This window comes from Methanobrevibacter sp. (assembly GCF_017431965.1).
Taxonomy (GTDB): domain Archaea; phylum Methanobacteriota; class Methanobacteria; order Methanobacteriales; family Methanobacteriaceae; genus Methanocatella.
On the sequence record NZ_JAFRKB010000061.1, the window covers coordinates 1 to 14,884 of the forward strand.

A 14,884-nucleotide genomic window follows, 5' to 3' on the forward strand; every position below is an offset into this window, starting at 1 on the left:
CATGTAGATTGCACCCCCATAAACACCTTTGTTATTTGTAAAGGTACAGTTTTCAACAAGTATGTTTGAAGCACGAATAAGGAGTGCTCCACCCGCATTGTTTGGGTTTCCATTCACAAAGTTAATGTTTTTCAAAACGACATTATCTGCATCTATGAAAAATATTCTAGCAGAATTTTTACCGTCCAATGTGTGCCCCATACCATCAATAGTAATCTGTTTTTTAATTCCAATCCCATCAAAGGTGACACCACTGTCATAAGTGCAATCACCATCTAATATGAGAGTTGAATTTTCGACAGCCCCATTAATCGCTGCCCTTAACTCCGAGAAAGTCTGTGGGCTAATGCTTTGGGTTAAATTATTTATATTTCCTCCATTGTCATTTGCTAATGTATTTACACCTGTTTCATCATTTCCTGTCGAACTTAAGGCGTAACATTCCTCATCTGCTATAACCTCACTATCAGTTAACACTGATCCGTCAGAATCTGTTGCAGAAACAAATGATAATGATACAAAAAAGAGTATTAACAATAAAGAAATAACTTTTATTTGTTTTTTCATTTTTCCACCTAAAACTTTTTTTCAAATCAGTTTGTATGATTTGAAACAATATTATTATTTATGTAACATATATCATATAAATGCAATTATTACCTTTAAAAATAATTTTTCAAAATGTGTTTAATATGATAGTGAATGGTCTTTTTAAAGTGACTTATTAAAATTGTTTTATTTTCATTAATTAATTGCTTTCAAAGCAGTTTATCATTATAATTTATTGATTTACATTGATTGAACTTATTCTTAAATTTATTTCATACAAAATTGAAAAACCAACAAACAAGTTACGATATATTTTAATATAATAATCAGTATAATCTAAATTATGACAAATCAAGTAGAAAACTCAAAAATTTTTTCTAAAAATCATGGATTTACTTATAAGGATCTAATAATATTTCTAATACCAGTCATAATTTTTTCATTATATCTTTATATTTATAATCCGGGCATTTTAACTTTTGATTCATTTAATCAATTGCATCAAATAGCTACGGGGGAATATACTAATTGGCATCCCTTTTTCCACACATTTATTGAAATGCTACTTATTAAAATTTACCCTAGCCCAATGACAATTGCGATTGCTCAAATATTAACTTTTTCAATAATATGGATGGTAATTTGCAGATATTTCAGAAAAGATTATGCGAACACTAAGAATATAACAGAAGACAGACAATTCATTCTACAAGTCATAATTACATTAATTATCTCTTTAATTCCAATCAATGCAATATATGCAATTACATTATGGAAAGACATATTTTTTGGATATTTCCTTTTGCTTTTATGTTTTTTAATTAAAGTATTGCTAGATAAAAATGGCGACGTTAGTTTAAAATTCATTATACTTTTATCCGCTATAATGGCAGTCGTATCCCAAATTAGACCAAATGGTATTTACATCATAATTCCATTAATAATCATTTTTGCATATTACTTCTATAAAAACAACAATTCAGAAAAATTTTTCATTAAATTGCCTGTTTTAGCTATCGTATTTATTTTATTAATCGCATCATTAAATGTAGTTTATGAGGTTGAAGATACTCAAAAAGATGCAGTATTTGCAAAAACTGCACATATGCTTTCTAATTATGACCTGAATCACATTTTAAGTGCTGAAGATAGTGCCAAATTACATGAAATGATTAATGAAACCACTATAAAAGAAAATTATAATAGTTTTTTCACCGATCCAATCCGAAACAGTGCAAATCAAGATGTCTATGACAACAACAAGGCAACATATCTTGGAATGGCCGTATCGTATTCACTGAAAAATCCAGTGCAGTTCATAAAGTACATGTTGGGTTCTTCTGAAATAACCTGGGACATTACAAGGGACAGCTATTGGCAAGGAAAACCTTACTACATAAATGAAGATGGAATTCAACTTGAAGATACTAAAAATACTTACTTCGAAAATTTCCACACTTCACCTGTAGCAAGTTTTGAGGAAGTAACAACTGTTAATGAAGGTACAGCGCAATTTAATCTAGTTAATTCCTTTGTTTATACTGCTCGGTCAAATATCATATTAGATACATTATTTAACAGCCCTGCATTATATATGTACTTAGCATTCCTGGCTATGGCGGCAATATATCTTTTAACTAAATCTAAGGATATTATTCTTGTTTATCTGCCGAATTTGCTGAATATTTTAGTTGTTTTTGTATCAATTCCTGTTCAGGACAATAGATACCTATATCCAAACCTATTGGTATTTTATTTGTTGTTGATTATCTTAATTGGAATTCTAACGGGCGATGCATCAAGAAATAGGAACGGTCCTGAAAATGCATCTCCAATTAGTAAAACAGAAACTGATAGTTATAACTCAACAGAACAACCATTAGAAAGAATCGAAACTCAGGAAGAAATGGAAGCTAGAATTAGAGCCAAAGTGTTAAGAGAGCTTGAAGAAGAAATGAAAAAATAATTAAAATGTGTTTTAAATTGTGTTAACAACACGATTTAAAACTTCTTTTTATTGAAAAAACGCCTACTCTCATCGCCAATATAAAATCTATTATAATCCTTGCAACTGATTACTGATTGAATATAATCAATCTTTTCATCAACATCATTAATAGAATTCAGCTTGTTTTCAATTTCATCAAAACTTAAAATTTCCCCTTGATTTTTATAAATCCAATCAGCCCCATCATAATCAAGGGAATTTTCAGTCTGTTCATCAGTATAGTAATGAACACTGCTACCTTCAAAAAGAACATTATCCCTAATTTCTCGAGCAGGAACTCCTCCCCAAATTGAATTTGATTTGATTTTTTTGTTGGAAACTAAAGATTTCGCTCCGATAATACTCCCTGAACCTATTTGAGTTCCCTTAAGAATTAATGCATCCTGGCCAACCCACACATGATCACCCAAATAAATACTTTTACTAAGATTAATTCTTTTCAGAGAGTTTGTATCATAAATCAAGTGAGGATCTGCAATTCTCATCCAAATTCCAAATGAAAACAGTCCCTCTTTTCCTATGAAAACATTCTTTTGCTCGGAAATGGAAAAATTCAATCTGCCATTTAAATAACAATTTTCACCCATATAAAACACAGAATTGTTATAAATCGATATATTCAAATAATAAATATTCCTATTTGATGAAAGATAGATTATTGAGTTGTCTGCCTTAAAATCCAAAATTGAATTGTGCAAATTCACGTTTTCCTCACAGATTAATCGATTGTTGCTTCCCCTAAAAATAATGCGAGTATTTTTCAAATTCGGATTTGAGCCAATTATTTTATTATTCCTTTCATCAGTTTTTACAACATCCATAATACCACAATTAATTAAAAGATTGAATTGTTTAGTGCATATTAAAATAATTTGTATAATTAATATTATTTATTAATTTCCATCAATTTAGCAAATAATTTTTATATCATGTAGTAAATAGTTAATATTAAACTTTTTAATCATAATGAGTCATCTAATTGCAAAAATTATCAGTTAGCATCCGGTTTAATGTTGGAAATTATCTTGAAATGTCTTGATAACATTTGAAGATAAACATTAACAGAGATAATTTTTATAAATATAATGACAAAAATAATTGTAGAAGAGTTTACGATACAATTTTAAATTTAAGAAATTAATCAGGAGATTTATTTTTGAGTTTTAAAGAAAAGATTTTATCAAAAAGTAATTCTTACAATTATTATAAAAAGCAAAATGCCGAATTACTTGAAGAAATTGAAAACCTTAAAAATGAAAAAAAGATGAATTTGAGAGAGGAATATATAAAAACATATAGGAATGCAGGTTCTTTTTGTAATTGGACATACATCAATTATTTTTTTAGAGATGATTTTGAAGATAAATTTAAAGATGTTACTAAACACCTCAGCGGCGAATCAAAAGACATTTATAAATGGATTTTTTTAAGAGCGTTGGCAGTTAATTTAATTACAAAAAATTCTCTTTATTTTGACCATGAATTAAACGACCAGAAGAGATTTACAGAATTTAACAAACTAAATTCAAATAAAAACGAAGTTGCAGAATTTAAATTCACTGGAGATTATAATTTACATGCATTTATTGATTTGCATTTAACTGATGAAGATAAGGAACATATGAAAAACAAAGACATCATCGATGCAGGTGCCTTTACAGGCGATACCACATTGCCCCTGTCCAAACTTACGAATCAGAACGTTTATGCATTCGAACCCTTTGAAGAATCATTTAAACTACTGAATAAAAATATTGCAGACAACAATATCAAGAATATAATCCCCATAAATAAATCATTGGGAAACATTAATGGTGAGCGAACGTTATACCTATCCGGAACCAACGTTCAAGGGATTACAAGCAACCCAGACACTAGGCCTTATGATAATGAAATCAAGGTAGAAGAAACAACCATAGACACGTTTGTTGAAGAAAACAATTTAGATGTTGGATATATTACAATTGATGTTGAAGGGGCAGAGCGAGATTTATTAAAAGGAGCAATAAATACTATCAAAACTCAAAAACCAATATTAAGCATTAGTATTTACCATAGTGTTCATGATTATTTTGAAATAATTCCATGGGTTGCAAATCTGGAATTAGGATATGAATTTGAAGTGCTTAAAGAACAACCTTGGCCTTTTTTAGGAGATACCATTGTTCAATGCAGAGCAAAATAAAATTAATTACTGTGATTATATGTTAAAATCAAACGAAAATAAATATGATTTTAAAATTTCAGTTGTTATGGCAGTTTACAATACGGAAGAGTTTTTAAGAGAAGCTATTGAAAGTATTGTAAACCAGAGCATTGGTTTTGAGGATGTTGAATTGATTTTGGTCGATGATGGAAGTAGCGATAGCTCAAAAGAAATCTGCATGGATTATAAAAACAGATTTCCTCAAAACGTTAATTATATTTACCAAGAAAATCAAGGTCAAGCGACTGCAAGAAACAAGGGGATGAAACTTGCAAGAGGAAAATATATTAATTTCCTTGACAGTGATGATAAACTTGAATTAAATGCCTTGGAACTTGTTTATAACTTTTTTGAAAGCCATTACGAAGATGTGGATGTCGTTTCGATTCCAATAAAATTTTTTGACAGGCAACGTGGAAACCATATATTGAACTATAAATATCACTCAACACAGCTAATTGATTTAGATGAACATCCGGATTACATTCAACTTTCCGCTTCTGCATCATTTATTAAAAAGGAAGCAATTAATGATTATATTTTTGACCCATACCTTGTTGTTTCTGAAGACGCGATATTTATAAATAAAATCCTTTTAGAAAAAAGAAAAATAGGCGTGATTTCAAAAACCTGTTATTATTATAGAAAAAGAATTTTAAGCAATTCAACTGTGGATTTATCTGTAAAAAACAAAGATTATTATATTCAAAGGTCTGAAATTTTCTTTAAAGAACTTTTTAATTATTCCAAATCAAAATATGGAGAAATTTACGATTTTATTAAATATACAGTCGTTTATGATATTCAATGGATTTTCCTTACGGGCGGCATTGAAAAGATTCTGGGCGAAGATGGTCTTAAGAAACTAAAATCCATTTTATATGAACTAGTGCAGGAAATTGATGATGAGATAATCTTAAAACAAAGATATCATGATAAAAATCTTAAATACAATATCCTAATCTTCAAACATGGAGGATTGGAAACGGAAATTGTGGAAAAAAATGTTAAAAAACTCGCCAATGGAAACGTTATTGATGAGTTATATTACCACGTATTATATATTGATGCTTTTGAAATCCATAAAAATAATGTAAATATCCTAGGTTATCTAAGATCATACTTCAAATATCCGGAAATTAAAATTCAAGCTGTGAAATATGATGAAAATGAGTTTATCCAATATTGGTTAGATTACTTTAATAATAGAATTCCGGGATTTTTAGAATGGGAATATCTAAACGATGAAGGATATGAGTATAAAACAAACTTATTAAATAATATGGATTTAAACAAACCATTAAATGAATTAAAGATTGATAACTTCACCACAGATATTGATTTGAGTGATGAAGACATCATTCTGGAAAATATTGATTCAGAATATGAATTTTTAAAAAGAGATTATATTGATGAGATAACTTATGGAAATGTCAAAGATGAAGTTCTCAAAAAGTATCTGGATAACAAAGGAGAAGTTTACGAATCCAAAAAAATCGAATATCCTTTAAGAGAGAACAAATATTTGGATTTGGACAATATATCCTATTACAATTTTGAAATTGATATTCCCTTAGATGAATATAAAGATTCAAACATTAAAATTAGAGTAGCCTATGGATTACAAAACTTTTATTTGACTGTGAAAATGGAAAATTACTCAAAAATTACAGAAGAAAGTTTTTATTCGAAAAAAGAAAATTATTTAATTCATTTTGAAAACAATACATTTAAGTTAATCAAATATTCAATACCTAAATTGTTGGAGCTTGAAAAAGCGAATATTGAATTTTTTGAGTCACAAAAAAGACCTGGATTCAATGAAATAATCAATTTTAGAAAACATTATTATTATTCATTTATGGAATATGCAAATCGCAGAATCTGGCTATTTATGGACAGGCCGGATGTAGCTGATGATAATGCAGAACATCTTTTCAAATACGCTTTAAAACAGGACGATGGCATTGAAAAATATTTCGTTTTAAATAAAGATTCTCGAGATTTTAAGAGGTTAAGCGAGATTGGTAATGTTATTGAAACCGGATCTGAAGAACATAAACTGCTGGCCTGCCATGCAGAAAAAATCATTTCATCCCAGGCAGATGCTGTGGTCATCAACCCATTCTATAAACAGGAAAAATTTTACAATGGGTTATTTTCTGCAAAAGTGTATTTCTTACAACATGGGGTTATCAAAGAGGATATTTCCTCATGGCTTCATAGATATGACAAATATTTATATTTAATTTTAACATCTGCCCGAGCGGAATACTGTTCATTTTTTAGTCCGAAATCACAATACAATTATAACAAATCGATTGTTCAACTTTTAGGACTTCCAAGACATGATAGTCGTGAAAAATTAGAAGACAAAAAGGAAATTGTAGTGATGCCTTCTTGGAGAAGGTCACTTGAACATCTTAGCGAAGAACAGTTTAAAAATTCTGAGTTCTTTAAAGCATACAATTCCCTATTAAATGATGAAAAACTTATTGGATTTTTAGACAAGAAAGGTTATACATTAATTTTCAAGCCTCATCATAATTTATATGAACACTTGCATCTATTTGACAGACATCCGTCAGTCGAGTTTGACGATATTGAATCAGGTGATGGAAAAATACATACATATAATGACATTTTCAATCACTCTTCACTGTTAATTACAGATTATTCATCAGCAGTATTTGATTTTGCATATATCAAAAAACCAATAATCTATTATCATGCTTTAAAAGATTATCATTTTGATGTTGAAAATAGTTTCTTTGATTATGAAACAATGGGCTTTGGAGAGATTGCCAGAAGTTCCGAAGGATTAATTAATTTAATTATGAATTATGTAAACCTGGATTGTGAAATGAAAGACAAATACAAAAAAAGAGTTGATGATTTCTTTGAATTTAGAGATAAAAATAATTGTAAAAGGGTTTATGAGTTCATACTGAATGATTCCGCAGATGAAAAACCTCAAAAATTAAGTAATGATGACTTAAATAATCTGTTAATAAGTTTGGGAGATGACTTTTACAAGAATGTTGATTATGAAAAAAGAATAACTAAAGAACGTCTTAAGAAAAATGAATTACTCGAAAAACTTGAAGCAAAAAATAATGAAATCAAATTAAAAAATAATGAAATTGATTCACTGAATAAAGAATTAGAAAGAAAACAAAAACAAATTGATACATTATTAAAATCAAATAGTTGGAAAGTGACAAAGCCACTTAGAAAAACAACTGAAATGTTGAAAAACAACAAAGGTGATTAATTGAGCATGTATAAACTATCCATTATCATTCCGACATTTAATTTGGAAAATTACATCAAACTTGCATTTGATTCAATAAAATCCCAAACAATTGGATTTGAAAATATTGAAGTAATCTTTGTAGATGATAATTCAACTGACAATACATTTAAAATCATAACTGATTATTCAAACAATTACAGAAATGTAAAAGTTTTTAAAACTGATGAAAATAGCGGGTTCGCTGGAAAACCAAGAAATGTGGGCTTGAAAGAATCAACTGCAGAATATGTGATGTTTCTTGATGGAGACGACCAACTTTTAGTTGACTCCTGTGAAGTACTCTTAAACAATGAATGTGACATTGCAATCGGGTCCCATATTAACTGTTATGATAATGGTGTTTTCGAACACATTCCAGCATTGCAATTAGGTAGAACGGAGGTTTTTGAAAATATAAATGACCCAAATTTATTAAATATCACTCCTGCAATTTCGGCTAAGTTATTTAAAAAAGAATTATTGGTTAAAAATGATATTAAATTTGTTGAAGGAGTTCCTGCTCAAGATTTGGTATTTTTATTGGAATCTCTGTTAAATTCCAAAAAAATCACCGTTATGAATTATCAATACATATATTTCAGAAACATACACAAAAACTCAGTTTCATACAAAATTAGTGAAAAATACCTTTTAGGATTAATTAAATCATATACTTCAATTGCTGAACTGTTTGAAAAATTTTCAATAAATTATAACACTCAAGAATTTATTTTCAAAAAGCATATTGGCTTTTTTACAACACAAATTTTAAGAGCATACAATTTAAATATTTTAACTCTTGAGGAATTAAACAGAATTTTAAACTCAGATTCATTTAAAGAATTAGCTAAAAAAGCAGTTTTTAAAAATAATTCTGAATTTAGCGAATATTTCCAATACATGTTTGATGGGAAATACAGGGATGCAAAAACGGCGATAGATAATATTAAACTAGATATTGAAATTGACAATAGTTATCTGATTATGAAAAATAAAAATAATAATCTCATCAATCAAAATAATAATCTCGCCAACCAAAATAATGACCTCACCAACCAGAATAATGACTTAACCAATCAAAATAATGATCTCAAGAATCAAAATACGACATTAACAGAACAGAACAATAACGTTAATAACAAACTTGTTGAATTAAAAGAATATACAGATAAGACAGATTTGAAAAATAAAGAATTGGTTAAATCAAATGAATCTCTGAAAAGCGAAAATTCAAACTTGAAAGCAGAGCTGCATGAAATTAAATCAAAAAGATTATGGAAATTAATTAATAAGTTTTAATGTGAAAGAATGCATAAACATCCCATCTAAAATTTCAATTCCATAAAAATGCATTTACACAAGCCACATGATTATTTTATCATCAGCTTCATCAAGTAAATGCCTAAAATAAGTTTGTTAACATTAGTATAAGTTATTCATTAGTTTTTTAGAAACAATGGAGAGATTTTTAGCATCACATAAGTGATGAAAAAATCATCATCCTTTATCTCATAACTTTCTAATGCCCTACGGCATTATTTATCTTTTCTACTATGAAAGTACGGCAGTATCAGACGATTCCTTGTGCGTTCATAGCGTCTACTACTTTCTTAAATCCTGCAATGTTTGCTCCTGCAACATAGTTTTTATCCATGTCATATTCAGCAGCTGCATCTGCAACATTTGCGAAAATAGTTTCCATAATAGTTTGAAGTCTACCGTCAACTTCTTCAAAGGTCCAGGATAACCTTTCTGAGTTTTGAGACATTTCAAGTGCGGAAGTAGCTACTCCACCAGCATTGGATGCTTTACCTGGAGCGAATAAAATACCATTTTCTTGTAGGTATTCAGTTGCTTCAATGGTGGTTGGCATGTTTGCACCTTCTGCAACAGCTAAAACACCGTTTTCAACTAAGGTTTTTGCATCTTCTAATTGCAATTCGTTTTGAGTAGCACATGGAAGAGCGATGTCACATTTAACTGTCCATACACCTTTACCTTCATGGTATTCAGCACTTTCTCTTGCTTCAGCATATGCAGTTAATCTTTCTCTTCTTACTTCTTTGATTTCTTTTAATAACTCAACATCGATTCCTTCTGGATCGTAAATCCAACCGGTTGAATCGGAACATGTTACAGGTTTACCACCTAATTGTTGAGCTTTTTGGATTGCATAAATTGCAACGTTACCAGCACCAGATACTGCAATGGTTTTTCCTGCAATATCAATGTCGTTTGCTTTTAACATAGCATTAGTGAAGTATAATAATCCATATCCAGTAGCTTCAGTTCTTGCAAGTGAACCACCGAATGATAATCCTTTACCAGTTAATACTCCTTCGTATAATCCTCTGATTCTTTTGTATTGGCCGAATAAGAAACCGATTTCGCGACCGCCTACACCAATATCCCCTGCAGGAACATCAGTATCAGCACCAATGTATTTGCATAATTCGGTCATGAAAGATTGACAGAATGCCATAATTTCTCTGTCTGATTTTCCTTTAGGATCAAAGTCAGATCCACCTTTTCCTCCACCAATTGGAAGACCAGTTAAGGAGTTTTTGAAAATTTGTTCGAAACCTAAAAATTTGATAATACCTACGTTTACAGATGGGTGGAAACGTAATCCGCCTTTGTAAGGTCCAATTGCACTATTGAATTGTACACGATATCCAGTATTAACCTGTACTTGTCCGTTATCATCAATCCATGGAACACGGAATTTTAATTGCCTTTCTGGATTGGTTAATCTTTCAAGAAGTGCATTTTTTCTGTATTCTTCTTCATTTTCTTCAATTACAACCCTTAAAGATTCCAATACTTCGCGCACAGCTTGGTGGAATTCTGGTTCTGAAGGGTTTTGTTCAATAATAGTTTCAATTACATCATCTACGTATGACAAAAATATTCCTCCAAATAAAATTTAGATTTATATCATTAAATTTTCAAATTTTTTTACTGGCTTGCAGTAATTATTTAACAATATAATATATTATATGCAACTTCTAATATTTAAATATTTTTCAATTTTTAATTAAATAATCGAATATTTTTCAGATAAGTTAATGTTTATCTTATACATTTTATAATTTATTCAGAAAATTATAGTTATATAAATATTTCTTTTAAGATATTAATTCAAAATGTCTATTAAAAATTATTAATTGATGGACAAAGTCGGAAAATGGTTGCCAACCCCCATGTAAAATCAATCGTTTAAAAATAAGCCAAAAACCCCCTCCAATTTAGAACAAATTCAAAAATAGCCAAAATATAATTAAACAAAATAGTATACAAAATTAAAAAGCGTATTTCTTTATATACAATAATTAATATATTAACTATTAATGTCTACTGAAATATAATTTTTAGTAGACAAAATTATAAAAATTGGGTAGAAATTAATGAATAAAAATAAAGTTACCAGATCTCAATATGAAAAATTAAAAAATAGTTACTTGAATAAAAACAGGAACATGCATTCCCTCTATTTAGAAATAAACAAAGAAACACCAGTAGATAAAGAACTATTTTTCAGATTAATAAACAGAATACGTATAGAAGAAGGATTAAACGAGTATTATACTCCAAAAAAACAAAAAAAGAAAAGAAATATTATAAAGAATTTGGACAAATCGCCAAATTCATATAATTCTTAATAGTCAACATAATACCTTAATATTGCACCTATTCCACCAAATGCCCTGAAAAGTTGCATACCTTCTTCAGTTTCAGTAGAAATAAACTCAACGTCAGTATTCATTTCTTCAGCTTTCTCAACAAATTCATCTGCCAAGTCCATAGAAGACTCTTCTTTTAAACGTTCATTGCAATTAGGACATCTTTCTTCTAATTTATCAGCTTCAGCTTGTGTTTTGACTGTTATTTCCTTTTGTGTTCCACAGCTTGGGCAGACAAAAGTTTTGCGCATACTTGATAAGTCTTCAGATAAAAGCAGCACATCAACAGCACCAACAGTCAGGTTATTTCTAACTTCATCTTCACCATAGGAGTAAAGCCCTTTATCCTTTCTCAACTCATGAATGAATCTTTGAACAAGTTTCTTTTCCTGCATCACATCAAGGTTTTCCAAATCATCAGCGGATTTTGCAATGACCTCACGAATACCTTCCTCACCAGTATAGGATGTATCGACAATGGATATAACTTTATCTTTAAGCTCATACTGAAGATAATCACCATCATAAAAATCTTTTTTGGTAAATCCAGGCCCTCCAAGGATGATTCCTTTCAAATCATCTTTAAGCGGAAGGAATGCTTCGTTCATATGATCTCCAATACGTTTTAAAAATTGGTGAGCCAAGTCTTCAATTACACGGTCAAACCTTCTTTGTGACTGACCACCAGCCTTATGTTTTCCCGGAACTCCACTGGTCAAATGACCAAGAATTGTTTCCTTTTTACCTTTCAATGTAGCATACGTAGCTTCATTTCTGTCAATAACCGCAACACCATATACGTCACGCTCTTCAATCATGTATTCCAAAGGTTCCAAGAAAAATTCGTTATTACATTTATACCAATAGGTTACAACCGGTTCAGGAGGCTCTATAATGTACTTTTCCATTTTTTCTGTTCCAGGACCACCCTTTGGAATCATACCTACAAATAGAACCAAACCATTTTCTGGAGGTTGTTTGTATAATTTAATGCTTTCCAAAATTACCGCAATCGCAGACTGTACATTTTTCCTTGTCTGTTTACTCTTAATGTTAGCACTCTGACCCATTTCATCTCTCATGTGCTTACCAACATCACTTAGTTGTTTAGTTGGCGGAATATAAACTGAAACAAGCTCTGTACCTCTACCTCTTTTTTGAGCTAATTCTTTTAATGTTTTTTTAAATTCATATAATTCTTTTGATGATACTCCTGCCATGATATCCCTATAAAAATTAAATTAATATAATAGTAATAAATATATTTTTTTAAATATAAATAATTAATGAAAAAATCAGCCTAATTTAGCATTTCCGTATTTTTCAAATAATTTAATATCATTTTCATCAATGGTATCTATCTCAAGCAAATCCATTCCAGTAATGTCTTTTACATCACGGGCCAGCTGGACATACGTATCCGGATAGTCATTATACCCGAAAAGATGCCAGATAACGTCTCCCTCAAAAACAATTTCCAAATACCACTCATATCCTTCCAAACCATTAGAACAATAGCTTTGAGATTTTAAATGATAAGAAAATTGTGTCCACAAATAAACATGATACTTCTCCAAAAGATTTAAAACAATTTCTTCGCCATCCGACGTCAACTGCTTATCAATATAACCGCTAATTGATTTGTCTTCAAAGTTAATTATCAAACGAGGATTGGGAAGTTCATATGGGTAACATCTATAATGACCAAATTCAATATCTTTGAGCTTTAATTTAGCATCATTAAAATAAATTCCGTCCCTTTTAAAATCATAGTATAGTGGAGTGGCAAGTTGTCTTTGATAGTCCAAATGCAATACATCAAAATTAAAGAAATCCTTTAACAGCTCTCCAAAATTGATCCAGTTTTTAGGAAAATTATTCTTGAAGGAATATTCCTCATAAGCATCGGTTGAATAGATTATTACAATGCAGGAATAAATTAACTCCAATCTTTCAAAATAAGAAAACTTCTCAGATTCATAATCCTTGAACAATTCCAAATTTAAATAACACTTGCGCAATTCATCAGCCTGCTTATCGCTGAACCTATGAATTTCACTGGTCATCTTACGTCTTAAATCAACCAATATGTCAACCCATGAGTCATCGCACAAGCTGTTTTCATGCAGGAACTTATCGCCACTACCCCTTTCTGAAATCTTATAATATGCCATGTTATTTACAAAATCAATTGTAAAACATTCATAATGACGATTAAGTCTTTTGAAATTGAATCTTTGTGTGATTTCGATTTTTTCAATCATGATATCCTCAATTCTTTACACTTAGATATATCTCATCTGAATTTTAAATAATTATAGGAAAATTTCAACAAACAAAAAATATATTAATCATCATATAATTAAATCAACACATCAACAATAATATTTACGTGATAATATGATTAGAAGATGTCCCCAATGTGGTGCAACAGGCGATGATATATACGGTTTTTGTATAAAATGCGGATATGAATTTCAAAAAATTCCAAAGGATAAAAATGCATGTCCATTATGCGGATACCCAAATCCTGATGAAGCGGATTACTGTGTAAAATGTGGTACTCCCCTACTTTTCAAAAGCCAGTTTGAAGGAGCTCACAATTCTCTAAATCCAATCGTTATTAAAAATGAAATCGACAATAGAAATCAAGTAAATGTTGGCAGGACAAACAGGATATGGATCGTATTAGGATATTTCTTTTCCATTTTAGGAAGTATAATCGGATTAATAATAGCTCTTTATTTAGTTACCCGCAAAGATCCTGTAGCTAAAAGACACGGATACATCCAAATAGCAATAATCGTATTTTACATTGCAATTCTTACAATATTATTCGCAACCGGCGCGATTCCACCTGAAATCGTTAATGAATATAGCCAACTATTGGCTGGAAACTTTACCTCTATCTAGAGGCAGATACATTACAATTGCCCCTTCACCATTTTCATAATAGCCCGGAACAACCCTGTCTTTAATAAAATTAAACTTTTCGTAGAATTTGACCGCTTCAACATTTTTCTCCCTTACTTCAAGATAGATGGCATCGATTCTAAGTAAAGACAATATTCCAATTGCCTTTAGAAGCAGTTCCGTTCCGGCACCCATTCTACGGTAATTTTTATCAACGGCTATTGAGATGA

General features: G+C 30.1%; 11 protein-coding genes and 1 pseudogene. 6 read left to right on the forward strand and 6 right to left on the reverse strand.

The window, feature by feature from the left end:
• Window positions 1-567, reverse strand: a pseudogene (locus IJI93_RS09075) (hypothetical protein); the annotation flags it as partial.
• A 571-nt stretch (window positions 568-1,138) separates the two neighbouring features.
• Between IJI93_RS09075 and IJI93_RS09080 the strand changes: the two are divergent.
• Complete coding sequence (locus IJI93_RS09080) at window positions 1,139-2,515, forward strand: DUF6020 family protein (RefSeq protein WP_292822307.1); 1,377 nt, start codon at window positions 1,139-1,141, stop codon at window positions 2,513-2,515.
• Between the two features lie 35 nt (window positions 2,516-2,550).
• On the opposite strand, the gene IJI93_RS09085 is transcribed toward IJI93_RS09080, so the two are convergent.
• Entirely contained in the window at window positions 2,551-3,378 is an 828-nt protein-coding gene (locus tag IJI93_RS09085; RefSeq protein ID WP_292822309.1) for a hypothetical protein, read from the reverse strand.
• A 335-nt stretch (window positions 3,379-3,713) separates the two neighbouring features.
• Here IJI93_RS09085 and IJI93_RS09090 point away from each other — a divergent pair, with 335 nt between their 5' ends.
• Genes IJI93_RS09090 through IJI93_RS09100 form a run of 3 tightly spaced genes read left to right on the forward strand, consistent with a single transcriptional unit; the run spans window position 3,714 to window position 9,357 of the window.
• Window positions 3,714-4,742 (forward strand): FkbM family methyltransferase, encoded by a 1,029-nt coding sequence (locus IJI93_RS09090; protein WP_292822311.1) that lies wholly within the window; start codon window positions 3,714-3,716, stop codon window positions 4,740-4,742.
• 19 nt (window positions 4,743-4,761) lie between these two features.
• Window positions 4,762-8,037, forward strand: a complete 3,276-nt coding sequence (locus IJI93_RS09095) for a CDP-glycerol glycerophosphotransferase family protein (protein WP_292822313.1) — start codon at window positions 4,762-4,764, stop codon at window positions 8,035-8,037.
• 6 nt (window positions 8,038-8,043) lie between these two features.
• A complete protein-coding gene (locus IJI93_RS09100; RefSeq protein ID WP_292822327.1) occupies window positions 8,044-9,357 on the forward strand; it encodes a glycosyltransferase in 1,314 nt (437 codons plus the stop codon).
• A 271-nt stretch (window positions 9,358-9,628) separates the two neighbouring features.
• Here IJI93_RS09100 and gdhA read toward each other — a convergent pair whose 3' ends face one another.
• Complete coding sequence (gdhA, locus tag IJI93_RS09105; RefSeq protein WP_292822315.1) at window positions 9,629-10,963, reverse strand: NADP-specific glutamate dehydrogenase; 1,335 nt, start codon at window positions 10,961-10,963, stop codon at window positions 9,629-9,631.
• A gap of 502 nt (window positions 10,964-11,465) precedes the next feature.
• Here gdhA and IJI93_RS09110 point away from each other — a divergent pair.
• Complete coding sequence (locus IJI93_RS09110; RefSeq protein ID WP_292822317.1) at window positions 11,466-11,720, forward strand: hypothetical protein; 255 nt, start codon at window positions 11,466-11,468, stop codon at window positions 11,718-11,720.
• On the opposite strand, the gene prf1 is transcribed toward IJI93_RS09110, so the two are convergent.
• Both prf1 and IJI93_RS09120 read right to left on the reverse strand, forming a co-directional pair.
• Window positions 11,717-12,961, reverse strand: a complete 1,245-nt coding sequence (prf1, locus tag IJI93_RS09115) for a peptide chain release factor aRF-1 (protein WP_292822319.1) — start codon at window positions 12,959-12,961, stop codon at window positions 11,717-11,719. The genes IJI93_RS09110 and prf1 overlap by 4 nt on opposite strands.
• A 75-nt stretch (window positions 12,962-13,036) precedes the next feature.
• Window positions 13,037-14,005 (reverse strand): hypothetical protein, encoded by a 969-nt coding sequence (locus tag IJI93_RS09120; protein ID WP_292822321.1) that lies wholly within the window; start codon window positions 14,003-14,005, stop codon window positions 13,037-13,039.
• 136 nt (window positions 14,006-14,141) lie between these two features.
• Here IJI93_RS09120 and IJI93_RS09125 point away from each other — a divergent pair, with 136 nt between their 5' ends.
• Entirely contained in the window at window positions 14,142-14,654 is a 513-nt protein-coding gene (locus IJI93_RS09125) for a zinc ribbon domain-containing protein (protein ID WP_292822323.1), read from the forward strand.
• On the opposite strand, the gene IJI93_RS09130 is transcribed toward IJI93_RS09125, so the two are convergent.
• Window positions 14,625-14,884 (reverse strand): N-acetyltransferase (locus IJI93_RS09130; protein WP_292822325.1); only part of this gene is annotated, 260 nt, incomplete at its 5' end. The two genes, IJI93_RS09125 and IJI93_RS09130, sit on opposite strands and share 30 nt — an antisense overlap.

Coding starts and splice junctions, on each gene's coding strand:
- IJI93_RS09080 (WP_292822307.1), top strand. CDS start 1,139: ATGACAATTGCGATTGCTCAAATATTAACTTTTTCAATAATATGGATG.
- IJI93_RS09085 (WP_292822309.1), bottom strand. CDS start 3,378: ATGGATGTTGTAAAAACTGATGAAAGGAATAATAAAATAATTGGCTCA.
- IJI93_RS09095 (WP_292822313.1), top strand. CDS start 4,762: ATGTTAAAATCAAACGAAAATAAATATGATTTTAAAATTTCAGTTGTT.
- IJI93_RS09100 (WP_292822327.1), top strand. CDS start 8,044: ATGTATAAACTATCCATTATCATTCCGACATTTAATTTGGAAAATTAC.
- IJI93_RS09110 (WP_292822317.1), top strand. CDS start 11,466: ATGAATAAAAATAAAGTTACCAGATCTCAATATGAAAAATTAAAAAAT.
- prf1 (WP_292822319.1), bottom strand. CDS start 12,961: ATGGCAGGAGTATCATCAAAAGAATTATATGAATTTAAAAAAACATTA.
- IJI93_RS09120 (WP_292822321.1), bottom strand. CDS start 14,005: ATGATTGAAAAAATCGAAATCACACAAAGATTCAATTTCAAAAGACTT.
- IJI93_RS09125 (WP_292822323.1), top strand. CDS start 14,142: ATGATTAGAAGATGTCCCCAATGTGGTGCAACAGGCGATGATATATAC.